Below are 24,217 nucleotides of genomic sequence, written 5' to 3'. Positions count from 1 at the left end.
CCTTGTTGACTGCTGGCCGCGCGATGCGGACCAAGCGATCGAGGTTGCGGACACTTTTTCACGACTCTCCGGCGTTAGCCGACGGGACGCGGCCTACGAAGAAAGAACACCAGCGGGATCACGACGAGCATGGCGAACATCAGGATCTCGAACTGATCGATGACCGCGACCGTGGCCGCCTGGCGCGTGACCATGCCGTTGAGGGCGGCAAGGCCTGGCTTCCCGATCGGGCCCGTGACATTCGCCGCGACACGATAAGGCGTGAGATGCTTGGCGAGCGCGATATGCACGGCCTGAGTGTTGGCATAGAAGAACAGCTGGACCACCGCGATGCCGATGGTGCTGCCGTAAAGGCGCGACAGGTTGATCAGCGCACTGCCTTCAGGGCGAAGCTTCGGATCGAGCGTTCCGAACGCGGCCCTCACCAGCGCCGGCAACAACATGCCGAGACCTGCGCCCTGGAGGAAACCTGCTTCGACGACCGGCCGCCAATCCATCGCCGGCGAATAGCCGAGCATCAGCCAGTTGGCATAGACCACCAGCGCCATTCCACCCATGAGGAACGGCCGGTAGTCGACCTGTCCCGGAACCAGGCTCGTCAGCACGAGCGCTCCCACCAGCGCCACGCCGCGTGGCATACTCATGTAGCCGGTGGTATCGACAGGGTAGTTGAGCAACTCCTCCAGCATCGGGGACGTCAATGCCAATGTCGGCAGCAGGACGAAGCCGAGCGCAAAGGAGATCACCGTCGAGAGGACGAGATTGCGATCCCTGAACAGCGCCGTGCGGAGAAAATGTTCCTTCTTCGTCAGAACGTGCACGATGAAGAGATAGAATCCCAGGACCGAGGCGATCGCTTCAACCCAGATCTCCGTCGAGGCGAACCATTCGAGGCGCTCGCCGCGATCCAGCAGCATCTGCAGCCCGATCATGCCGGCGGAGAAGGTCGTCAGGCCGAAGACGTCGAAGGGCTGGCTCCGCTCTGCCCGCTTCTCGCCCAGCAACAGCGCCATCGTCAAGGCGATGAAGGCCGTCATGGGCAGGCTGACATAGAAGATCGACGGCCAGCCGTAATATTCGCTGAGCCAGCCACCAAGAGCGGGGCCGGTGCTGATGCCGAGCAGCGAGCAGACCGTCAATGCCAGGCCCATGCGCGCTTGTCGCGCCGCCGGCGTCGCCTCTAGCAGAATCGCCAATGAGAGCGGCGCAAGTGGTCCGCTGGCCGCGCCCTGAAGAATCCGCGCCAGCACGAACTGGATCGACGTCGTCGCCAGCGTGTCGAGGACAAGACCAAGCGTGAAGACGGCAAGGGCTGCTTGATAGACCGCCTTGCGGCCATAGCGTCCCGCGAGCCATTGGGTGATCGACATGGTCACGGCGCTTGCAGCGATATACGAGGAGAACACCCAGCCGACCTCGTCATTGGCCATCGAGAGCGTGGCCTGGATGTGCGGCAGCGCGGCGTTCGGGATCGAAATGTTGACGGCCTGCATGTAGGTCGCCATCAGGGCGGCCGCCGAGATTGCATGATGACCGCCGGTCGCGGTCGATGGGAGGGTCGTACTCATTTGACCTCCGTCGCAAGCGCAGGCTGGAGCAGATGCAGCCAGTTGCGACGATGGCCGGTGTCGACCCGCGCCGTCACGCTGATGCCGGAGAACAGCGGCCGGGTCGGATCGGAATCGTCGAGCTCGAGGCGCACCGGCAGCCGCTGCACGACCTTGACCCAATTCCCGGTCGCATTCTCCGGCGGCAGGATCGAGAAGTCCGACCCGGTGCCGGGACTCATGCTGACGATATGCGCCTTGAATTTTCCATCCGGATAGGCGTCGACGTCGATCCTCGCCTCCTGGCCCGGCCGCRTGTGGGTCAGGCCCGTCTCACGAAAATTCGCCTCGATCCAGACGTCCCGGCTCGACATCAGTGAGAACGTGGGCGCGCCCGCGTTGACGAAACCGCCGATCTGCAGATCGTCGACCTTGGTCACGATACCGTCGTCGGGCGCCTTCACCGTGGCGTAGGAGAGGTCGAGCCGCGCGCGATCGAGCTGCGCCCTGGCCGCGCGGACCGTCGGGTGGCGGTCGACATCGATGTCGGGGTCACCGTTGAGCGCGACGACCGTATTGGCGATCTGCTGTTCGATCGATGCCACCCGATGGCGCGCGACCTTGAGATCGGTCTCGGCCCGCTCGTAGACCGCGCGCGGCGTGAAGTCGGAGGCGACCAGCATCCTCTTGCGGTCGAACTCGCGCTCGTCGAAAGAGGCCGAGTCCTTCGCCGATTGCAGCTCCGCCTGCTGTTGGCGGTAGGTCGCCTTGAGGGAGTCGATCTGGAGCCGCGCGCTGCCGAGCCGGGCTTCGGCTTGATCGACGGCGATCTGGTAGGGCTCCGGGTCAATTCGAAACAGCACCTGGCCCTGCCGGACGCGCTCGTTGTCGCGCACGGCGATCTCGACCGCCTGGCCGGACACCCGCGCGTTGATGGTGACTTTCGCGGCGCGCACGAACGCATCGTCGGTCGAGACAAATTGTTCCTGCGCCAGATACATGAAGGCGCCGAACACGGCAGCCGCGGCGGGCACCACGAGCATCAGGGGCCGGCGCAGCCGCCTGGCAAGATCCGCTCCGAACCACAGCGCGGCGGCCTCGCTCCCGCGGAAGCTGCGATCGCCCAGCCAGCCGGCGATTGGCGCAAAGTTCAAACCCATCGTCCTCGTCCCTATCTCATTTACTAACGTTCGTTACAAATATTGTACCCCGATGCAGCGATCAAGCCGCGCGGCCATTGATTTTTATAACGATCCATACAAATATACGTGTGGAACATGGCAACCAGGTTCGAACGACATGGCACGGAAAAAGAGCGAGACGGGCCCGGCGCGCCGGGGACGGCCACCCGCCTACGACACTGAGACGGCCCTCAAGCGGGCGACAGAAACGTTCTGGAGGACGGGCTATTCCGGCACGTCCCTGGACAAGGTCGCGGCCGCGACCGGCATGAGCCCACCGAGCCTCTACGCGGTGTTCGGCAACAAGCACGCGCTCTATCTCGAGGCGTTGGCGCGCTATTGGGAGATCAGCCTCGCCGCAACGCGCGAGGCTCTCGCAGGGGACCATCCCTTGGACGAAGCGCTGATGCTGGCCTATGACGCGGCGCTGTCGATCTACTTTTCCGGCAAGGGATCAGCGCGTGGCTGCTTCGTGGTCGGTACCGCGGTGACCGAAGTCGCCGAGGATGCGGCGATCCGGAGCAGCGTTGCGACGGGACTACGCGCGATCGATGCCGATTTCGAGGCCCGCTTCCGCCTGGCGCAGGACAAGGGCGAGCTGGATCGCGAGGCCGATCCGGCTGCACTCGCGATCCTTGCCGCCGCCACGATGCAGACGATCGCCATCCGCGCCCGCGCCGGCGCACGCCGCGCCGATCTGAGGGAGGTCGCCCGCAAGGCGGTGACAGTGATCTGCCGACGCCGGTCGGAGGCGCATTGAGCCCCGAGGAATTCTCGTGATCGTACGATGAGGGGAGTTCGCACATTTGCACTCCTCGTCAAAGGCCCTCGGCGCCCTTACGCGACAATCCGCTTAGCCTCCCACGGCGGCCGCGCGCCTTGGCAGCTTCCAGTCGGGCCGGATGAAGTGGCAGGTGTAGCCATCGGGATAGCGCTCGAGATAATCCTGATGCTCGGGCTCGGCTTCCCAGAACTCCGCTGCGGGCGCGACCTCGGTCACCACTTTGCCGGGCCAGAGGCCTGACGCCTCGACATCGGCGATGGTGTCTTCGGCGACTCTCTTCTGCTCGTCACTCGTATAGAGGATTGCCGAGCGGTAGCTCGTGCCCAGATCATTGCCCTGGCGGTTGAGCGTGGTGGGATCGTGGATCTGGAAGAAAAACTCCAGCATGGTCCGGAAGCTCGTCTTCGCGGGATTGAAGATGATCTCGATCCCCTCGGCGTGGCCCTCGTGATTGCGATAGGTGGCGTTCTTCACATGCCCGCCAGTGTAACCGACACGGGTGGAGATCACCCCCGGTTGCCTGCGGATCAGATCCTGCATGCCCCAGAAGCAGCCTCCGGCCAAAACTGCACGCTCTGTCGTCATCTGATGCTCCATTGGTTTCGTCGAGATAGTCAGCGCTTGTCCGCTGCCGGATGCAAGCGCGGGTCATCATGGTCATCGTGATATTCGAGGCCCAGCGGCCCGATGGCGGAGACCTGTGTGACGTATTCGCCGGACTTCGCCCAGTGAAAATGCCAGGTCTCGCCGGGCAGCACGATGACGCTGCCCGGCGGATAGGCTTTCACCTGGTCGCCATCAAAACGCTCGCCGAGGCCGATGTAGAACACACCCGACATGACCGTGTAGATGCGATCTTCCGGATGCTTGTGCGGCATCAGCTTCGTGCCCCCGGGCACCTTCACCCGGACCACGTAAGGTCCGGGTTCATTGGGATGGCCGACCATCACCGCCAGCCGCGCGCCCGGCGGGAACGCAGGGAACGGTTGCCAAGCGATGTCCTCGGGCAAAATCGCCCGGAACCTGTCTTCATCCGGCTGATGCTGGCGAGGCAGATCTTGACGAGGCGGATCTTGGCGAGAGAGATCTTGGCGAGGCATGGCACCGCTCCCTGTGTTGGATCAGGTCAATTTGGCGTCGAGCGTGATCGCGGCGTTGAGCACCTTCGACACCGGACAGTTCTTCTCGGCCTCGCCGGCGATCTTGGCGAAACCTGCGTCGTCAAGGTTCGGCACCTTGGCGCGAAGCGTCAGTGCCGACTTGCTGATCTTGAAGCCTTTGCCTTCCGGCTCGAGCGTGATGGCGGCTTCCGTCGACAGCTCGTCCGGCGTGAAGCCGGCGAGCTGAAGGCCGAAGGCCAGTGCCATGGTAAAGCAACCGGCATGGGCCGCGGCGATCAACTCCTCGGGATTGGTGCCCTTCTCGTTCTCGAAGCGGGTCTTGAACGAATAGGGTGTCCCGGCGAGCACGCCGGATTCGCTCGACAGATGGCCGGTGCCGTCGCGACCGGTGCCCTTCCAGACTGCTGTTGCCTTGCGGATCATCTCAATTCTCCTTGTTGGTTTTTAAGTTGGTCTTTGGCACCGGCGCTCGGTAGCGGAGGAAAGCGACATTGGCACGACCGCCTGTCACTCCTCCAACCGGCCGAACGCCACAGCGGTTCCGTTAGCCGCTGATTTGACCCACATGGAAGCCCAGCCGGTTCTCGACGTCGCCGGCGCGGTGGAAGCCGCGCGCCATCAGCGCCTTCATGCGGGTCTGGCTGGCAGGACGGCCGAGCGCGGCCAGGAACGCGTCCCACTCCGGCTTGATCTCGTCATCCGGCGGCAGGCTCGCAACATCGACGAGACGCTTGGTCTCGGCGATAGCCTCCTTGTCGAACGACGCAATGCGCATGGCGAGCGCCTCGACGAAGCCGTCGAGCTCCGCATCCGGCAGCGAACGGTTCACGTAGCCGTAACGCTCGGCGAGATCGCCGTGGATGTCATCGGCACCGAGCAACACTTCGAGCGCGCGGCCTCGGCCCATCAGCCGCGGCAACCGGGCCATCGGTCCGCCGCCGGGCACGAGTCCCGCGCCGACCTCCCATTGCGACAGGATCGCCTTCTCGCGGCTGGCAAAGCGCATGTCGCTCGCCAGCGCGAGCTCGCTGCCGACCCCGGTCGCACGGCCCCGGATCGAGGCAATGGAGACGACCGGCGCGCGGCTGAGGCGCACCAGCATGTCGGGCAGCGCCTGCAGGCCGGTCGGCCCGGGTGGAACGCGAAGCGAGTCCTCAAGCGGCGCCAGGAAGTCGTAATGCGTGATGAAGAAGCCTTCGACGGCGCTGTCGAATACGACCACCTTCACGTCCGGATCGGTCTCAATCGCGGTGATGATGTCGTTGAGCAGCGGAAGGTGCTTTGGACCGAAGATGTTCACCGGCGGCATGTCGAAGGTGACACGCCAGTATGTCGGCAGGCGGCGCTCCAGGCGAATGTCCTCGGTGGTGAAGATCTGTACGGGGCGGTTCATTGTTGGCACTCCTGACATGTATGTTCGAAAATGGAACGCACGGCAGCGCGCGTCCCCTGCTCGGTTCAGATCGACTGGCGCAGCGGGCGGAACGCGGTGCGCATTTCCACAGAGAACAGCGCGGGCTGCTCCCAGGCCGCGAAGTGGCCGCCCTTGTCGAGGCGGTTGTAGTGCATCAGCTTCGGATAGGCCTTCTCGGCCCAGCTGCGCGGCGCGGCATAGATCTCGTCAGGGAACACGCTGACGGCGACCGGGATATTGATGTGCTTGGGCGCGAAGAACACCAGCTTGTTCTCCCAGTAGAGCCGCGCCGACGACACCGCGGTGTTGGTGAGCCAGTAGAGCGTGATGTTGTCGATCACGTCGTCCCGCGACAGGCCTTCGGTCTTGCCGTCGAACACCCGCGCGATCATCGCAGCACTGCGTGCGTCGTGATCGAGCATCCAGGATGCAAGACCGGCCGGCGAGTCGACGAGGCCATAGAGCGTCTGCGGCCGGTTCGACATCTCGAAGGCGTAGCCGAGGCCGTGCTTGTAGAAATCGTCGAGCTGGTCGTAGGCAATGCGCTCGTCGGCCGAGAGGTTTGACGGCCGCGTCCCGCCGGGCTGAAGCGCCTTGGCGATGTCGTCGGGAACGGTGGCGGGCATGTTGGTGTGAATGCCGAGCAGCTCCGGCGGTGCGATCACCGCCATCTGCTCCGTGACGGCATTGCCCCAATCGCCGCCCTGCGCCACGTAGCGGTTGTAGCCGAGGCGCTTCATCAGCACGATCCAGGCGCGCGCGATGCGCTGGGGATCCCAGCCGAGCTCCGTCGGCTTGCCGGAGAAGCCGTGGCCGGGAAGCGAGGGGATCACCAGGTCGAATGCATCCGCAGCCTTCGCGCCATGCGCGGTGGGATCGGTGAGCGGGCCGACAATCTTCATCTGTTCGATGATCGAGCCCGGCCACCCATGCGTGACGACCATCGGCAGCGCGTTCTCGTGGCGGGAGCGGATGTGAATGAAGTGGATGTCGACGCCGTCGATCTCGGTGACGAATTGCGGCAAGGCGTTCAGCCGCGCCTCCATCTTGCGCCAGTCGTATTCGTTCTGCCAGTACCGCACGAGCTGCTGAAGCGTCGTGAGCTGCACGCCCTGCGATTCGTCGGCGACGATCTCGCGATCCGGCCAGCGTGTCGCTGTGAGGCGGCGGCGGAGGTCAAGCAGATCTTCCTCGGGTACGCTGACGCGGAACGGCCGGATGGCGCCGCTTGGAGCGGCCTTTGCCGGACGCAGCGGCAGCAGGCTCGCCACGCTGGCGGCAACCGCGGTCATTGCGGCCTGGCTCAGCAATTGACGGCGGTCGGGATTGAGTATGTCGGCTCGTGCTTGCGTTGTCATGTCGGATCTCCCTGGCTTTGGTCGGTGACGCCAACCGAATTCGAAATCGACGCGTCGGTTCGTCGTGAGGAGAGATTGGCGCAGGTCCTGGCAATTAGCTCGTTATCGGTTGTTAGGCCGCGTTAGCCGTTGCGAGTCCGGGGGATGCAGGAAAGCGAGCGACGATGACGATACGCGCGATGCAGAAGCAACTCGGCGCGCGACGAGTTCAATCGGCGCGCGCCCTGTCTGTGAATTCAGGCGATGTGTTCATTACAACTCAGGAGGGCAGCGGTTGACCGGCCTGCTCGCGGACGATGTAGTCGGCGTACCAATCCGCCCAGTTCTCGTCGTGTCCGCCGATGCGCTTCTCGTGCTCACCATGCGCGACAGCGGCACGTCGCAGGGTTGCGGCCAGATCGGCCGTTGAGGCAAACGTCGTGCCGTCACCAGCGATGCGTCCAGGCAGTCGCGTCGTGACCTCCTGGAACAGCCAGCCATTACCGTCGGGATCGCTGAACGAGGCAAACGAGCTGTAGCTGCCGCGCTTCGGGTCAGCACCGCTGACCCGGACGCTGCCGAACAGATACGGCTCGTCCGGACCGGCGTGAACGTCGCCCGCACCATGGAATGGTGCGCTCACCGCGATGCCACGGTCGAGCAGATCCTGTCGCGCCGCCGCCAGATCGGAGACGATCAGGTACAGCCCGCGCGCCGAACCGGGCGCTGCCGGTGTGACGTTCTTGCCGAAGATCACCGAACAGGCCGAACCCGGCGGCGTGAACTGGATCACGCGCCATTCGTCACCTGAGGCAAAATCGGCGTCCAATCGCCAGCCGAGGCGCGTGTAGAACGCCTTGGCGCGGTCGACATCCGACACGGGGATGACGACGATCTCGAGCTTCAGATCAACGCCACGCGATGTCGAAGACGTGTTCGGAGACCTCGCCGCGGCGTCGCGGTCGATTTCGGTGCCGGCCATGTCGAACTCCCTGAGTTGAAATTGAAGCGAGCTTCAAGCGGCAGTGGGCATCACGATCGTCACGCGTGTGCCGCCCTGGTTCGCCTCGCCCTGCAACCGCGCGTCGATACTGCGTGCGAGCCCTTCAAGGATGCGGCTGCCGGTGCCCTGAAGCGGACCGGTCGCGCCGATGCCGTTGTCAGCCACCGTGCAGAGCCAGGCGCCGTCGCGGTTGGCCATTTCGATCCGGATCAGCGCATCGTTCCTGTTCGGGAAGGCATGTTTGGCGGCATTCGTGACCAGCTCCGTCAGCATCAACGCCAGCCGATGACACTGCGATGCCGGCAGCGCCCCGCTCTCGATCGCTGCCTCGCAGCGGATGCCGGCCGGTTCCAGCACTGCCTCGGAGAGCGCCTCGCACAGGTTTTCGAAGAAGGCCTCGACGGAGACGGCGGTCAGACTGTCGCTGTCGGACAAAAGCTGATAGAGCCTGCCGAACGCGACGATGCGCTGCTCGAACCGGTCCACCGCGCCCGACATATCCCTGGTACCCGGCCGCGAGAAGTCGCGGCGGACTGACGCACCCAGCAGCGTCAGCGTGTTCTTCATCCGATGGTGGGATTCCCGCAGCACCAGTTCCCAGTCACGCGACTGATCATCAAGGCTGGCAATGTGCTGAGAACGAACGAAATGGTCGCTCGTCTCCAAGCCGATAGCGGACATGATAGCCTCCCCGTTGGATCTAGGACCTAATTCGAAGCGTATACTGGATGCACCGCGCGCGTTTTGCTCGTTAGACGTTGCAAGATTTTGTTATGATCGGCGGCACAAGTTGGCGGCCAGACCGTCCTCTCGACGGTCAAGCACGCTGACGGGTCGTCCCGATCGCTTCCCAAGCCGCTCGCGTTTAAGCGAAATTTGTCACGCATCATCCCGGTGCGGCCGAATGACTTGCCGCGCGATTTCGCCACTTTCGACCAGTTTACTCATAACCTCGTTCTGCTAGATCAGGATGCGGACAACAGCCCCTTCACTGGATTCATTGGCGCGTGGTGGACACTAACGACCAGGATGCGGCGATTTCCTTCGGGCCATTCCGGCTGTACGCAAGGTCGCGCCTGCTCGAGAAGGACGGCGCTCCGCTTCACCTCGGCGGCCGCGCACTCGACATCCTCATTTTTCTCGTCGAGCGCGCCGGCGAGGTCATCGACAAGCGTGAGTTGATCAAGCGCGTCTGGGCCGACGTGACGGTCGATGAAGGCAGCCTGCGCTTCCACATCACGACGCTACGCAAGGCCTTGGGGGATGCCGGTGAAGGCTCCCGCTATGTCGTCAATGTGCCCGGCCGTGGCTATTGCTTCGCGGGCCCGCTGGTCCGGTCCGAATCGCCGGAGACGCGGACAAGCCCGGCCGTCCCGTCGCCTCACATACTCCCGCCGCCGCTTGCCAGGATGATCGGACGAGACGACGCGGTCGAGCGGATTTCCACCGAGCTTGCGCAGCATCGCTTCGTGACAATTGTCGGCCCCGGCGGGATTGGCAAGACTTCCGTCGCGCTCGCCGTCGCGCATCGCGAACTCCAGGCCTTCGACGGTCAGGTCAACTTCGTTGATTTCGGCGCGCTGACGGATGCCAGGCTCGTTCCAAGCACCATCGCCGCCACGCTCGGCCTGACCGTCAATTCCGAGGACCCGATGCCGGGCCTGCTGACGGTGCTGCGCAACCGTCGGATGCTGCTGATCTTCGACAGCTGTGAGCACATCATCGACGAGCTCGCGCCCTTGGCCGAGCACATCGTCCAGGAGGCGCCCGAGCTGCACATTCTCGCCACCAGCCGCGAATCCTTTCGCACCGAAGGCGAACGCGTCCACCGGTTGTTTCCGCTGGACTGCCCGCCCCAGCGCGACGGGCTCGGCATCGCCGAGATCCTTGCCTATCCCGCAAGCCAGCTCTTCGTGGAACGCATTGCCGAGAGCCTGGGCGAATTCGAACTGAGCGAGGAGGATGCACCGCTTGTCGCCGAGATCTGCCGGCGACTGGACGGCATCGCGCTCGCGATCGAGCTCGCCGCCGGACGCGTGAACGCCTATGGCATTGCCGGAACCGCCTCGCTGCTCGACAGCCGCTTCGCGCTGCTGTGGCGGGGACGCCGTACCGCGATCCCGCGGCACCAGACCCTGAGCGCGGCGCTCGCCTGGAGCTATGATCTGTTGCCGGCGGCCGAAAGCGCGACGCTGCGCGGTTTGTCGGTGTTCGTCGGGCCATTCACGATGGAGGCCGCGCTCGCCGTTGCGTCCAGCCAGGGCATCAGCGAGCCCGAGGCGGTCGAGGCGATCTCGAACCTGCTCTCCAAATCGCTGATCGCAACCTCACCTGCGGAGCGGCGGCTGCGCTATCGTCTGCTCGACACCACCCGCGCCTTCGCCGGCGCGAAGCTCGTCGAGAACGGCGAAGCGCCCCGTGTCGCGCGCGCTCACGCCGAATATTTCCGCGACTTCCTGCGCGACATCGCGCTCAAATCCACGGGCATGCAGACCGCGGGCGGCTTCCTTCCCTATGCCGACCATTTGCCCAATGTCAGGGCCGCGCTGGCCTGGAGCTTTTCGGATAACGCCGACCGGACGATCGGCGTGGATCTGGCGGCTTCGGCGGCCCAGTTTTTCCTCGAACTGACATTGCTGACGGAGTGCTATCGCTGGACGAAGCAGGCGCTTGTCTCTCTCGATACGAATTCGATCGACCGCCGCCAGGAGATGACGTTGCAGGCCGCGCTCGGCGTCTCCGTGATGTTCACGCAGGGCAATACCGAAGCGGTCCGGTCGGCGTTCACACGAAGTCTTCAGCTTGCGCGGGATCTCGAGGATCTGCACTGGCAGCTCTGGCTGCTGCGCGGATTGCACATCTACCTGACCAGGGTCGGGGATTTTCACGGCGCGCTCGGCACCGGCGAGCAGGGCGAGAGCGTTGCGCGCAAGCTGAATGATCCGGCCGCCGCGCTGAACGTGGAATGGATGCTGGGCGTCGCGCACCATCTGATCGGCAATCAGGACAAGGCCGTGCAGTTCTGCGAGAGCGCGATGGTGCACAATCCCGGCTCGCAGCGGCTGAACATCGGGCACCTCGGTTATGACGACCGCATCGTCGCGCTGGTCGCGCTGGCGCGCGGGCTCTGGCTCACCGGCCGGCCCGATCGCGCGATCGAGGCGGCGAGATACACCGTTCGCGAGGCGGAACTGCTCGAACAACCCCTCACCCTCGGCATCTCCCTGATCTGGACGATCTACGTGTTCCTCTGGGTCGGCGACTGGGCCAATGCCGAAATCCTGATCGAGCGGCTGATCGACCATTCGGCGCGGCACTTCCTTGGTCCCTATCACGCCGTCGGCATCGGCCAGAAGGGCGAGCTCATGCTTCGCCGCGGCGACATCGCCGGCGGGATCGAGCATCTTCGCCGCAGCCAGGCCACGCTGTACGCGACGCGGCACCGGATCATGACGACGGTGTTTGCGACGGCGCTGGCGGAGGGCCTCGTCGCGGAGAACCAGCCGGACGAGGCCTTGCGCACGATCAATGAGGCCATTGCGCAGATTCCAGATCATGGCGAATCCTTCGACATGCCGGAGATGCTCCGGGTCAAGGGCGACATCCTCGTCCGGTCGGGAAACACCGCCGAGGCCGAGAGTTGCCTCCGGAAATCGCTCGATCTGTCGCGCCGGCAGTGCGCGCTCGGCTGGGAGCTGCGGGGGGCGATCAGCCTCGGCCGGGTCTGGCGCCAGGCCGGACAGGCGGGCGAAGCACGCGCTCTGCTCGCCCCGCTCGTCGCGCGATACCAGGAAGGCCTCCAGACCCGCGATCTCGTGGCCGCCAGGGAGCTCCTGAGCGCGCTGAATTGACAGTATCTTCAACAGGATACCGTCCAAGCACCTGCTCGCAAGTCCTAACAACTTCTAACACGCCAAGCCGCATCCGCCCCGCCATGGTGGTGGCACTTCACGGTGGATATGGCGGGATATGGCGCTTCTTGACGATGTAATTGATGCCAGCGGCGGTATGGCCCGCTGGAATAGCTTGACCCGATTCACGCTCCACCTTTCCGTCGGCGGCTCGTTGTTCTCCAGCGCCGGACATGCCAGCGAATTCAAGGACGTGACGGCGGAGGGCTCGACCCGCGCCCAGTCGGTCCGCTTCACCGGCATCACCGGGGGTGAACACTCCGGCTGCTTTCAGCCCGACGCAATCACGATCGAGAGCCTCGAGGGTGAGGTCCTGCGCACGTGGGATAACCCGAGCCCTGCATTTCCCGAGACCGGCTCTCCTGGGCTCGCGGACGAACTGCACCTCGTCTTCTTCTGCGGCGTAGCGATCTGGAATTATCTGACCAACCCATTTCTGCTCGCCCATCCCGACGTCGTCACGGAGGAGCTTCCGCCGTGGCGCGAAAACGCTGACACGTGGCGGCGGCTGCGCGCGCAGTTCCCGCCGAACCTGATCACGCTCGCGCCCGAGCAGATCTTCTACTTCGACGAGAACGCCCTGCAACGGCGGACGGATCACGATCTGTTCGGAAACAAGGTCGCACATTATTCCTGGGCCCATGACAGCTTCGGCGGCATCGTCGTGCCGACATTGCGGCGTGTGCAGACGCTGCGGCCTGATGGAAGCGTGATCGCCAGGCCCGTGCTGATGGACGTCGAGATCTTCGACGCCGTGTTCGAATAGCGGTGGCGACGCGCGAGAGCGGGAACCGTTCACTGCTCTCAACGCCTAACAATACATAACGAGCTAACACGCGGCCTTGGGTGCAACATTGGGCTCACGAGCAACGAACAAGTGTTGTGCTCGAACGAGACCGAGGCCGGCGCACCTCCACCACGAGGGAATGCGTCATTGCAGCGAACGCACTCAAGGAGATCGTCATGAAGATTCTTATGGTTATCACCTCCCACGACCAGCTCGGCAACACCGGACGCAAGACCGGGTTCTGGCTCGAGGAGCTCGCCGCCCCCTACTACGTTTTCAAGGATTCCGGCGCGGAGATCACGCTGGCTTCGCCCAAGGGCGGTCGGCCGCCACTCGATCCCAAGAGCAACGAGCCCGAGTTCCGCACTGACCTGACGCTGCGCTTCGAGGCGGACGCTGCCGCTGAAGCCCAGCTCGACAAGACGGTGCGCCTCGACAGCGTCAAGCAGGAAGACTTCGACACGCTGTTCTATCCCGGCGGTCACGGCCCGATGTGGGACCTCGCCGAAGACAAGGACTCGGTCAAGCTGATCGAATCCTTCCTCGCCGCCGGCAAGACCATCGCGGTGGTGTGTCACTCGACCGGTGCGCTGCGCCACGTCAAGACCCCCGATGGCAAGCCTTTGGTCGAGGGCAAGGAAGTGACCGGCTTCACCAACGGCGAGGAAGATGACGTGGGCCTGACCAATGTCGTGCCGTTCCTCGTGGAGGACGAGATGTTGAAGCTCGGCGCGGTCTTCTCGAAAACGGCGAACTGGGGCGTACACGTCGTCAGCGCGGGCCAGCTCATCACGGGACAGAATCCGCACTCCTCCGGCCCGGCCGCGCAGACGCTGCTCGCCGCCCTGGCCAAGAAGGCGAAGTCGGCCGCGTAAGTCAGGCTCGCATCGGAGCGGTGCTCATCAATGAGCACCGCCCCGGCACTGACCGGACACATCGAGGACGATGACGAAAGCTTTACGCCGGAGCTTACGAATGTGATCCGGCGATCGGAAGCTGCTGCGCACAACAGCGATCAAGGTGGGAGCGTGCCGCTCAATCCCGTCAGAGCGGTTGCCGGCGCATGACGCGCCGGCACGTCTCGACGTGACACGCCCACATCGGAGCGATGACATGAATATTCCAGCCACCCTCGCCCTCGCAGCCGCCCTCGCCTGCACCACCGTGCAGGCCTCGGCACAGGATCTGCGGTCGAGCCGACGCTCGATCAGCTATCACACGATCGATATCGGGGGTCTCAATATCTTCTACCGCGAGGCCGGGTCCGCCGACGCGCCGACCGTGCTGCTGCTCCATGGTTTCCCATCCTCGTCGCGGATGTGGGAGCCTCTGCTGCCGCTGCTCGCCGACAAATATCACCTGATCGCGCCTGATTATCCCGGCTTCGGCAACAGCAGCGCGCCGCCACCGTCCGACTTCACCTACACTTTTGACAACATCGCCGGCGTGATGGGCGAGCTGACGAACAAGCTCGGCCTGACCAACTACGTGCTGTTCATGCAGGACTATGGCGGTCCGGTCGGCTTCCGCATGGCGCTGGCGCATCCCGAGCGCGTTCGCGCCATCATGATCCAGAATGCCGTTTCGCATGAACAAGGACTGAGCCCGCTCTGGGAAGCGCGTCGCAAATACTGGGCTGATCCGGCGCATGAGCTCGAGGCGCTCAAGGCCAACTTCACATCCTTGGCCGCGACGCGCCAGCGGCACCTCGGCTCCAGCCCGCACCCCGAGCGCTACGACCCCGATAGCTGGACCGACGAATACGCGTTCCTGACGCGTCCCGGCGCGGCCGAGATCCAGACTACGCTGTTCCTGGATTACCGGACCAACGTCGCCTCCTATCCGAAATGGCAGGCGTGGCTGCGCAAGACGCGGCCGCCGACGCTGGTGGTCTGGGGCAAATACGATCCCTCCTTCACCGTCGCCGGCGCGTCGGCCTATCGCGACGATGTGCCGGATGCGGCGGTCCACATTCTCGAAGCCGGCCATTTCGCGCTCGACGAGGCGACCGACGAGATCGCCACGCTGATCCGCGACTTCCTTGCGCGTCTGGACGGGCACAAGGGCTGACGGCGACTTGCACAATGCACCGACCACAGGAGGCACACATGCCCGACAACATCAACCACGAACGACGTCGTTTCGTCGGCAGGGCTGCGATGGCGCTCGCCGCGACCCAGCTTGCGCTGAGCACGACGGCTACGGCGAAGCCGGCGAAGTCCGCCACCATCGTCAAGCCCGGCGCCAACACCGCGTTCGCGTCCCTGAAACAGATCGACGCCGGCCTCCTCAATGTCGGCTATGCCGAGGCGGGTCTCGCGGATGGCCCGCCCGTGATCCTGCTGCATGGCTGGCCCTATGACATCTACGCCTTCGTCGATGTCGCACCGCTGCTCGCCGCGGCCGGCCGCCGCGTGATCGTGCCTTACCTGCGCGGCTACGGCAGCACGCGTTTCCTCTCCGACTCGACGATGCGGAACGGGCAGCCGGCGGCGATCGCGGCCGACATCGTCGCCCTGATGGACGCGCTCGGAATCGACAAGGCGACGATTGCCGGCTTCGACTGGGGTGCGCGCACCGCCAACATCATCGCTGCGCTCTGGCCAGAGCGGGTCAAGGCGATGGTCTCGGTGAGCGGCTACCTGATCGGGAGCCAGCAGGCCGGCAAGATGCCGCTGCCGCCGAAGGCCGAGCTGCAATGGTGGTACCAGTTCTATTTCGCGACCGAGCGCGGCCGCGAGGGCTACGACAAGTACCGCCACGACTTCTCGAAGCTGATCTGGCAGCTCGCTTCGCCCCAATGGCATTTCGACGATTCCACTTTCGACCGTAGCGCGAAGGCGTTCGACAATCCGGACCATGTGGCGATCGTAATCCACAATTATCGCTGGCGACTGGGCCTCGCCGAAGGCGAAGCGAAATACGCCGACGACGAGGCGAAATTGGCGCAGGCGCCCGTGATCGCAGTGCCTACGATCACCTTGGAGGGTGACGCCAACGGCGCGCCGCATCCGGAGCCGTCCGCATACGCGAAGAAATTCTCCGGGCGCTATTCGCACCGGACCATCAAGGGCGGTATCGGCCATAATCTGCCGCAAGAAGCGCCGAAGGCCTTTGCCGACGCGGTGCTGGACGTCATGGCCGAAGCCTAGGCGCCGGACCTGCCAACGGCACTTAACAACGCTTAACGGGCGATCGTCTGCGCACGGAGGTATCTCTATTGGGGCGACACCACCGATGCGAGAGGAAACGGCCGGATGATTCCGCTGCTGGCGAATGCGATCGAGGCCCATGGCGGGCTCGATCGATGGAATGCCCACGAGCGACTCACCGCCACGATCGTGACGGGCGGCGACCTCTGGATATTGAAGGGCGTCGATCAGGACCAGGCGCCGCGCACGATGCGGATCGAGCTGCGTCGTGAGCGGGCTTCCATGGAGCCGTTCGGCAAGCCCGGCCAGCGCACCGACTTCAGCCCGGAGCGGATCGCCATCGTGGCTGCGGACGGCCGCATCGTCGCGGAGCGCAACAATCCGCGCGCCGCCTTCGCGCGGCACGATATGCGCACGCATTGGGATCCGCTGCATCGCGCCTATTTCAACGGCTATGCGCTCTGGACTTACATGACTGCGCCGTTCCTGCTGGCGGCGGACGGGTTCGAGGTCCGGGAGATCGCGCCGTGGCGCGAGGGCGCGGAGGTCTGGCGCGGATTGCGGGCGACCTTCCCGGCCGTGATCGCAAGCCACAGCGCCGAGCAGGATTTCTATTTTGGCCCCGACATGCTCATCCGCCGGCATGATTACCGGGTCGAGATCGCCGGCAATTTTCCGGCAGCTCAGTACGTGTCCGATCCCGTCACCGTCGACGGATTCAAGCTCCCGACCCGCCGGCGCATCTATCTGCGCGGCGACGATCTGATGYCGCTGCGTGATGAGCTGATGGTGTCGATCGATCTCGCGAATTTCCGGTTCGACTGAGCCTTGTCAGGCAGATGCCTCGTCCAGCACGAGCCGCGCTGCCTTCAAATCCGCCGTCTCGAATCCTTCCGAGAACCGCGCATAGGTCGCGGCGAGATCGTCGAGCGGATTCTTGACGCCCTGCCGAAGCCGAAGCGCCGCAAGCGACATCTCCGTCCGCAATCGCCAGGACAGCGCGCCCTGCTGCTCCGCCAGCGCGAGCGATGCGGCGAAGCCCGCTTCGGCGGCACCGAGATCACCGGTCCGCGCCTCGAGGTCGCCGCGCCGGCGCAGGAGCTCGGGCATGTCAAAACCTCCGCCGCCCTGCTCGACGCGAGCGATCGTCTCCTGCAGGACCTGCAGCCCTTCCGTCAACCGTCCCAGCGCCGCCAGTCCTTGCGACAGATCCGCGGCGAACGCGGATGCGTAGAGCTCGTAGCGATCCGCATGCAGGCGCAGCAGCGCGCTCCGCAGCAGATCGACACCGCCGGCCAGCTCGCCGCGGGCGATCATGGTCTGCGCGCGAAAGCCGGTCGCGACGGCTTCGTACGGCGCGAGCCCGTGCAAATTCGCATGGGTCGCGAGGCGTCCCGTCATCGTCTCGACGGCGGCCCAGTCACCGACCCAGCCGAACACCGAGGATGACCAGCACAGCGCGATGCAATGCATCAGCACATCGCGCGGCGCGGCGGCGCCGACGAGCGGGCGGACGCAATCGAGTGCGCGGTCGGGAAAGCCGCGCAGCCACAGCACCCGCGCGAGCGGAATCTGCGGCGTGCGCGAATAGGCGAAATGCCCGGGCTCCGTCCCGCGCAGCGCGGCGTCGTCGCGCACGCCTTCGTCGAGATGGGCCTGCGCCTCGGCCTGGTCGCCGGCGAGATGATACGACACGCCGAGAAGCGCCTTGCTGCCTGCGATCCCCGCGGTATCGCCGATCTGGCGGGCGATGCGCTCGGCCTGGAGTGCGGTCGGCACGAGGTGCCTGTAGTCGCCCGTGCGGCGATAGAACATGTTCAGCCGCGACAGCAGCCTGAACGCATTGGCGTGATCGTCGAGCGCTTCCGCGATCTCCAGCCCGCGCACGAGTGCGGCCTCGGCCTGCTCGCTGTTGCGCTCCGTGAACATGAAGGCGTGGCCAAGCGTCGACTGCAGCTCGAGCTCCCATTTGCCGCCCTGGTTGGCATCGTCGAGCATCGCGAGCGCGCGGCCCGACCAGATGCGCGCCTCGTTCAGCAGGTTGAGCTCGACGAACAGCCTTGCGGCGCTGCCGGCGAGCGGCACGCGCAAGGCGGCACCGTCGTGGTTGGCAAAACTCCATTCCAACGCCGCACGGGCATCTGCGAGCAGGCTCGCGCGCGCCTGCAGGCGCGAAGCCGGGTCGCCGCCCTGCTCCGCCATGCCGGCTTCGAGCGTGCGCTGAACATAGGCCGTGTGACGGCGCGCGATCGCCGCCGCTTCGCCCGCGTCGACCAGCTTCTGCATGGCATAGGCGCGCGTGGCATCCAGCAGGCGATAGCGCCGCGATGCGCCATCGGGCTGCGCCGACACCAGCGACTTGGCCACGAGCTGCTCCAGCGCATCGACGACGCGATCGGCCGCGGCACCCTCATCCGCGGCGACTGCGATCGCCCCCTTGAGCGTGAAGGGGCCGGCGAAGATGGCGAGTCGCTGAAGCACTGTGCGTTCGCTCTCGCCGATCAGGCCAAAGCTCCAGTCGAGCGTCGCGCCGAGCGTCTGCTGCCGTGGCGGCGCCGTTCGCCGTCCGCGCCATTCGAGCTTGAGCCTGGAGTCGAGCAGCGCGGCCATCTCCCGCAATCCGTAGACGCCGACGCGCACGGCGGCGAGTTCGATCGCGAGCGCGATGCCGTCGAGCTTGCCGCAGATCTCGGCCAGGACCTCGGCATCCTCGTCCGTGATATCGCCGCGATGGCCTGCGGCCGCGGCACGATCGATGAACAGCTGCGCGGCCGGATAATCCAGCACTTCGCCGGCGCTGAGGCGCGCCCCTTGCGGCGGGCCGGCCAGCGGAACGAGCTCGAAGATCTGCTCGCCTTCCACCAGCAGCGACTCGCGGCTGGTGGCGAGAATGGCGATGCCCGGCGCCTCGCGATAGATGTTTTCGGCCAGACACGCGACCTCGTCGATGACGTGCTCGCAACTGTCGAGGATGAGAAGCTGCCGCCGTCCGCGCAGAAAATTGACGATGCTGCCTGAGGGATCATCATGATGAACGACGAGACCCAGAGCGGCGGCAACCGTGCTCGCGACCAGCGTGGCGTCCTTCAGTGGGCCGAATTCGAGGAAATGAACGTGCCCCTCGAACGCCTGCCACATGTCATGCGCGAGCGCGGTCGCAACCGTGGTCTTGCCGATGCCGCCCGGTCCTCGCAGCGTGACGAAGCGGTCGCTCAGCAGACGCGCCGACAACTCGGGCAGCACGTCGTCCCGACCGATCATCCGGTCCAGCCGGTGTGGCAAGGCTGCAGGCGGCGCCGTTCTTTCAGGTGCACGCGGCGCGAGTGCCGGAGCGGCGTTGCGCTCGCCACGTTGCACGGGCGCGACGAAGCAATAGCCGCGGCTCGGGACGTTGGTGATGTAGCGGGCCCCGTCCTTGCCGTCGCCAAGCACCTTGCGCAGCTCCGCGACATGGACGCGCAGGCTGATTTCCTCGACCGCGAGGCCGGACCACGCGTAGCTCAGAATCTCGTTCTTCGGCACCACTTCGCCGGCACGGCTGAGGAGCAGACGCAGAATGTCCATCGCGCGGCTGCCGAGCTTGACCGGCGCTCCGTCCCTCTCGAGCAACCGCGACCGCAGCGAAAACGGTCCGAACGAGACTGCGTCGAAATCAAGGCTCGCCCCGGCGCCATTGCCGGGCGAGCCATGTCCTGCCGGGGGTTCGGTCACTTCTGACTCATCTTGACGGCCATTTCATTCAAATGCGCGGCGACTATACCCGCCGTCGATGCGCGGTCCAGCAAGGCGCCGAGCCGGCCTCATACCGGCACATCGATCGCAGCGCGATGTTCTGCAATGTCCTCACACCGCACCGATCTGCGCAAATAATTGAAAAGCTGGACAAAATCAAACGTCCTGCGGCGGGCTGTCACACTTCATGTGCTCGCACAAAATCTAACACCTCCTAATCATCACTAACGGGCTTCTTGCCTGGCTCACGCCTATCCTCTGATCGTGGAAAGCACTGAGAGTTGGCTGATCGCTGCAAGCGGCGACGAGGCCAGGAGAGGACGAGCGATGTTCAATGACTTGCAAGCAGCGCATGCCTGGATCGAATTTCCCGCCAGCCGGTGTGATCGCGAGGCTTCGCACGGGATGCGTGCAATCGCGCAGGAAAGCGGATGGCGCAAGATCGATCGCGGCCTGGACGCGGACATCACGATTTCGCGATGGGAAGACTCGCGGGCCATCTCGTCGCACGAAGCGACGACGCCGGCGGACCGCTATTTCGTCGCCATCGCGCTGAAGACCGCTCGGGTAAAGCTGACGCGGGACCGTCAGATCATCTTCGACGGCACCATGCCCGCGGGCACGCTGTACGTCAGTGCGCCATCGAAGCTTCTCGGCGTGCAATTCCATTCGCCCTGCGCTTTCCTGCACTTCCACATCTCCACCGATCATTTTTCGGCGGCGCGGCCGGCGACCGAGGGCCTCAACGACCTCGTCCTGCTGCGCGACCCGCTCGCAGCCGAGCTCGCCAAGGCACTGACCGAGCATGGCGATACCGCGGACCAGCAATTCGCGCGCTGCATCGGCGAGACCCTTGCGATGCATCTGACCCGGCTCGAGCTGCCACGCTCAAAAGTCAATGCCTTGCCGAAATGGCGGCTACGGCGCGTCGAGCAATATATCGCCGATCACTTTGATCGCTGCATCAGTCTGTCTGAGCTCGCCAATGTCGCGGGCCTCTCGAGGATGCATTTCGCGGCACAGTTCCGCGCCGCGACCGGCTACCGTCCGCGCGAATATCTGCTCAATCATCGCGTCGAGCATGCGAAGACCTTGCTCACGACGACCGAGCGGCCGCTGGCGGAGATCGCGCTTGCCGTCGGCTTCAGCACCCAGGCGCATTTTTCGACCGTGTTCAAGCGCATCAGCGGCGAGTCACCGGCACGCTGGCGTCTGGCCAGCAGGGCTGTGCTGCCTGCTACGGAGGCGCTTCCGCGGCGGCGCCCTGCCGCGGACATGGACTGGATGGTCGGCGCAGCCGCGTAGTTCGTGCGGCGGCAGGCGAATTGGAATCGAGGTATCTGAAATCAAGGGACTTGGAATCAAGCGACTTGAGATCAAGGCACTTGGCATCACGCCATCTGCAGTTCGACCGGTTTGCGATTTCTTTGGCGTGAGTGCCCTGCCACTCACGCCGGCTCGAGCCCTTTTCCTCCCGGGCCTGCGAGCCACTCGGGGCCGTCCCTCCGCCCACACAGGACGGCCCCTTTTCTTTCTGCCTCTCGTGTCCTGGACGCGCTACGGCACGGGCACGAGAGCGCAGTATGACTCACACTCCCTCCACGTCGTCGTTGCGAGCGCATTTCGCGTAGACCGGATAGAGCGCAGCGTAGTCCGGCGCCTTCGCACTACGGCCGCAGCAATCCCGGCGACGCGCCTATACCGGATCGAACGCGCGGATCGGCGGCAGATTGCCGGTGAACTTCTCCACCTCGACCGTCGTGAGCTGGCCGGTGCAGCCCTGCGCGAAGGACGAGGTGCCGATGTCGCGGGTGAGCACGTTGGGATTGCCGTGAACGCAGAGCGGCGCTTCGTCCTCGGGGTCCATCGGGTCGTACCACGCGCCGGTCGGAAGCTGCACGACGCCGGCCGCGATGCCGTCGGTGACGTGGACGGCGGCGAGACAGGCGCCGCGCTCGTTGAACAGCCGGATGATGTCGCCGTCCTTGATTCCGCGTGCATCGGCATCGCGTGGATTCATGCGCGCCACCTCGCGGCCGCGATGCTTCGCGCCCAGCGAATGGCCGCCGAAGTCGAGCTGGCTGTGCAGGCGCGTCACCGGCTGGTTGGCGACGAGGAAGCACGGCGCGCCGGGTTTCGGCATGTCGGTCTTGTCGAGCCAGACCGGATGGCCGGGACAATCGGCATCGCCGTGCGCGGCGATCTTGGCTGAATAGATCTCGATGCGCCCGCTCGGCGTCGGCAGAGGATGTTTGGCCGGATCCTCGCGAAAGCTGCGCAGCCGGCCGCCGTCGTCGGGCTGTTGCGGCACGACCAGGCTGCCGCGCCGCCAGAATTCGTCGAAATCAGGCGCCTCGAGGCCACGAGCTTGAAGCGAGGCGCGAGTCGGCTCGTACAGATGTTCGAGCCACTGCCGCGACGTGCGCCCTTCGGTGAAAGGTTCGCGCGCACCCAGGCGCTCGGCGAGATCGGCAAAGATGTCGTAATCGTCACGCGCAAGGCCGAAGGGCTCGGCGATCTGGTGCATCGCGACCATCAGGGGATCGTTGGTCGAATAACCGATGTCCTCGCGCTCCAGCGTCATGGTCGAGGGCAGCACGATGTCCGCGTGCCGCGCCGTCGCGGTCCAGGCGAGCTCGTGCACGACGAACGTATCGAGCTGCGCAAAAGCCTTGCGCAAGCGGTTGATGTCCTGATGGTGATGGAAGGGATTGCCGCCGGCCCAGTAGACGAGGCGGATGTCCGGATAGGTACGCGTCTCGCCATTGTAGCGATAGGTCGTGCCGGGACTGAGCAGCATGTCGGCGATGCGCGCGACCGGAATGAAATCGCGCACGCCGTTGCGGCCCTGCCCCAGCGTCGGTCCCGGCACGTCGTTGACGCGGCGGCCATAATAGCCGATCGCGCCGAGCGAATAAGCATAACCGCCACCGGGCAGGCCGATCTGGCCGAGCGCTGCAGCGAGCACCATGCCCATCCACACCGGCTGCTCGCCATGCTCGGCGCGCTGGAGCGAATGCGAAACGGTGATCAGTGCACGCTTTCCGGCGGCGCGGCGCGCGAGCTCGCGTATCGCGTCCGCATCGACGCCGCAAATCGCGGCGGCCCATTCGGCATGCTTGGCCTGCCCGTCGCTCTCGCCATTGAGATAGCGCAGGAACACGGGCCAGCCTTCGGTGTAGCGATCGAGGAAGGCCTGGTCGTGCAGACCTTCGCTCACAAGTGTGTGGACGATGCCGAGCATCAGGGCGGTGTCGGTGCCGGGCAGGCACGTCATCCATTCGGCGCCGGCCTCGACGGGAAGATCGTCGCGCAGCGGGCTGACCAGGATGAACGCGCAGCCGCGCCGGCGCGCGGCTTCCATGGCGCCGCGCTCGACATGCTTGCTGATCGAGCCGCCGGCCACCATGGAGTTCTTCAGCGCCATGCCGCCGAACGCCAGCACGATGTCGGTGTTCTCGGCAATCTGCTCCCAGGTGACGTTGCGCTTGGTGATGTCCTCGTAGCCGGCAAGGATCTGCGGCAGCAGCACCGAGGATGCGCCCGAAGAGTAAGTGTTCACCGAGCGCACATAGCCGCCCATTGCGATGTTGAGGAAGCGATGCACCTGGCTCTGGGCGTGATGGAAGCGGCCCGCGCTCGACCAGCCGTAGGAGCCGCCGAACACGGCGCCCGGGCCGCGCGTATCGCGGATGCGGCCGAGTTCGTCGCCGAGCAGATCGAGCGCCTTCTCCCAACTGACGGAGACGAACTCATCGCGGCCGCGGCGATCGTCCGGGCCAGGTCCGCGCTCGAGCCAGCCGCGGCGGATCGCCGGCTGGGCGATGCGCGCCTGATGCCGCAGCGCGCCGGGGAAATTGCCGATGATGCCGTTCGGATCGGGGTCGCCCGCATAGGCCCTGACCTCGAGCCCGGCTTCGCTCTGACGCGCGGAAAACACGCCCCAATGCGAGGTGTGGGGCTTGAAGCCGTCAGACAGGTCGAGGCCGGGGTCGGGAAAGCCAATCGTATCGTCCATCGTCTGATCCTTGTTCCGGTACGGCACGGACCCAGCCGCTGCCGCGTCGATTCCGGTGGCAGTATACCGATCCGCATCATGATGTCGTCGGGATCAGGGCCGTCGGAAACGCCGGGCTCCCGCGCGCAAGTGCAGCTGGGTGACCGTCCGACCGCACGACAAGCGGCGATTCTTAAGCCAATTTATTCTTTATTTTCAATATCTTGTTGGACGACCTTCGAGACGCCCCG

The 24,217-nt window shown here is 65.1% G+C and carries 19 protein-coding genes; 8 read left to right on the top strand and 11 right to left on the bottom strand.

Annotated elements, in window-relative coordinates; all coding sequences use genetic code 11:
- Positions 1 to 74: 74 nt before the first annotated feature.
- Both AC1DW2_RS22430 and AC1DW2_RS22425 read right to left on the bottom strand, forming a co-directional pair.
- On the bottom strand, positions 75 to 1,568 hold the full coding sequence (locus AC1DW2_RS22430; protein ID WP_135216461.1) for an MDR family MFS transporter: 1,494 nt from the start codon (positions 1,566 to 1,568) through the stop codon (positions 75 to 77).
- A complete protein-coding gene (locus AC1DW2_RS22425; RefSeq protein WP_477007165.1) occupies positions 1,565 to 2,707 on the bottom strand; it encodes an HlyD family secretion protein in 1,143 nt (380 codons plus the stop codon). Before AC1DW2_RS22425 ends, AC1DW2_RS22430 begins: the two co-directional genes overlap by 4 nt.
- A 139-nt stretch (positions 2,708 to 2,846) precedes the next feature.
- Between AC1DW2_RS22425 and AC1DW2_RS22420 the strand changes: the two genes are divergently transcribed.
- Positions 2,847 to 3,488: a TetR/AcrR family transcriptional regulator gene (locus AC1DW2_RS22420; RefSeq protein ID WP_063981882.1), complete on the top strand. Its 642-nt coding sequence runs from the start codon at positions 2,847 to 2,849 to the stop codon at positions 3,486 to 3,488.
- Positions 3,489 to 3,581: 93 nt separating this feature from the next.
- On the opposite strand, the gene msrA is transcribed toward AC1DW2_RS22420, so the two are convergent.
- From msrA to AC1DW2_RS22385, 7 genes are all read right to left on the bottom strand, one after another.
- On the bottom strand, positions 3,582 to 4,097 hold the full coding sequence (gene msrA / locus AC1DW2_RS22415) for a peptide-methionine (S)-S-oxide reductase MsrA (protein WP_063986191.1): 516 nt from the start codon (positions 4,095 to 4,097) through the stop codon (positions 3,582 to 3,584).
- Between the two features lie 29 nt (positions 4,098 to 4,126).
- Entirely contained in the window at positions 4,127 to 4,612 is a 486-nt protein-coding gene (locus AC1DW2_RS22410; protein WP_224580839.1) for a cupin domain-containing protein, read from the bottom strand.
- 21 nt (positions 4,613 to 4,633) lie between these two features.
- A complete protein-coding gene (locus tag AC1DW2_RS22405) occupies positions 4,634 to 5,056 on the bottom strand; it encodes an OsmC family protein (RefSeq protein WP_014493564.1) in 423 nt (140 codons plus the stop codon).
- Between the two features lie 121 nt (positions 5,057 to 5,177).
- A complete protein-coding gene (locus AC1DW2_RS22400; RefSeq protein ID WP_063981880.1) occupies positions 5,178 to 6,026 on the bottom strand; it encodes an enoyl-CoA hydratase/isomerase family protein in 849 nt (282 codons plus the stop codon).
- Between the two features lie 65 nt (positions 6,027 to 6,091).
- Complete coding sequence (locus AC1DW2_RS22395; RefSeq protein WP_063981879.1) at positions 6,092 to 7,405, bottom strand: epoxide hydrolase family protein; 1,314 nt, start codon at positions 7,403 to 7,405, stop codon at positions 6,092 to 6,094.
- Between the two features lie 259 nt (positions 7,406 to 7,664).
- The gene (locus tag AC1DW2_RS22390; RefSeq protein WP_063981878.1) at positions 7,665 to 8,366 is read right to left on the bottom strand and encodes a VOC family protein; all 702 of its coding nucleotides are present in this window, start codon (positions 8,364 to 8,366) and stop codon (positions 7,665 to 7,667) included.
- 33 nt (positions 8,367 to 8,399) lie between these two features.
- A complete protein-coding gene (locus AC1DW2_RS22385; RefSeq protein ID WP_063981877.1) occupies positions 8,400 to 9,068 on the bottom strand; it encodes a sensor histidine kinase in 669 nt (222 codons plus the stop codon).
- 326 nt (positions 9,069 to 9,394) lie between these two features.
- Here AC1DW2_RS22385 and AC1DW2_RS22380 point away from each other — a divergent pair, with 326 nt between their 5' ends.
- From AC1DW2_RS22380 to AC1DW2_RS22355, 6 genes are all read left to right on the top strand, one after another.
- Positions 9,395 to 12,238, top strand: a complete 2,844-nt coding sequence (locus tag AC1DW2_RS22380) for an ATP-binding protein (RefSeq protein WP_063981876.1) — start codon at positions 9,395 to 9,397, stop codon at positions 12,236 to 12,238.
- 118 nt (positions 12,239 to 12,356) lie between these two features.
- Complete coding sequence (locus AC1DW2_RS22375; protein WP_063981875.1) at positions 12,357 to 13,064, top strand: hypothetical protein; 708 nt, start codon at positions 12,357 to 12,359, stop codon at positions 13,062 to 13,064.
- 197 nt (positions 13,065 to 13,261) lie between these two features.
- Positions 13,262 to 13,960 (top strand): type 1 glutamine amidotransferase domain-containing protein, encoded by a 699-nt coding sequence (locus tag AC1DW2_RS22370; protein WP_063981874.1) that lies wholly within the window; start codon positions 13,262 to 13,264, stop codon positions 13,958 to 13,960.
- Between the two features lie 238 nt (positions 13,961 to 14,198).
- Entirely contained in the window at positions 14,199 to 15,155 is a 957-nt protein-coding gene (locus AC1DW2_RS22365; protein WP_063981873.1) for an alpha/beta fold hydrolase, read from the top strand.
- 38 nt (positions 15,156 to 15,193) lie between these two features.
- A complete protein-coding gene (locus tag AC1DW2_RS22360; RefSeq protein ID WP_063981872.1) occupies positions 15,194 to 16,237 on the top strand; it encodes an alpha/beta fold hydrolase in 1,044 nt (347 codons plus the stop codon).
- A 105-nt stretch (positions 16,238 to 16,342) separates the two neighbouring features.
- Positions 16,343 to 17,062 carry a hypothetical protein gene (locus AC1DW2_RS22355; RefSeq protein ID WP_477007164.1) on the top strand — a complete coding sequence of 240 codons (720 nt, stop codon included), beginning with the start codon at positions 16,343 to 16,345 and terminating at the stop codon, positions 17,060 to 17,062.
- A gap of 6 nt (positions 17,063 to 17,068) precedes the next feature.
- On the opposite strand, the gene AC1DW2_RS22350 is transcribed toward AC1DW2_RS22355, so the two are convergent.
- A complete protein-coding gene (locus tag AC1DW2_RS22350) occupies positions 17,069 to 19,948 on the bottom strand; it encodes an ATP-binding protein (RefSeq protein ID WP_166100626.1) in 2,880 nt (959 codons plus the stop codon).
- Between the two features lie 348 nt (positions 19,949 to 20,296).
- Here AC1DW2_RS22350 and AC1DW2_RS22345 point away from each other — a divergent pair, with 348 nt between their 5' ends.
- On the top strand, positions 20,297 to 21,274 hold the full coding sequence (locus tag AC1DW2_RS22345; protein WP_063981869.1) for an AraC family transcriptional regulator: 978 nt from the start codon (positions 20,297 to 20,299) through the stop codon (positions 21,272 to 21,274).
- Positions 21,275 to 21,665: 391 nt separating this feature from the next.
- Here the strand turns inward: AC1DW2_RS22345 and AC1DW2_RS22340 are convergent, their stop codons facing one another.
- The gene (locus AC1DW2_RS22340) at positions 21,666 to 23,987 is read right to left on the bottom strand and encodes a molybdopterin guanine dinucleotide-containing S/N-oxide reductase (protein WP_063986190.1); all 2,322 of its coding nucleotides are present in this window, start codon (positions 23,985 to 23,987) and stop codon (positions 21,666 to 21,668) included.
- Positions 23,988 to 24,217 lie beyond the last annotated feature (230 nt).

It is taken from the genome of Bradyrhizobium sp. P3_C3 (assembly GCF_056402655.1).
Note: the sequence above shows the minus strand (reverse complement) of the source record. Positions and strands in the feature narration are given on the sequence as shown.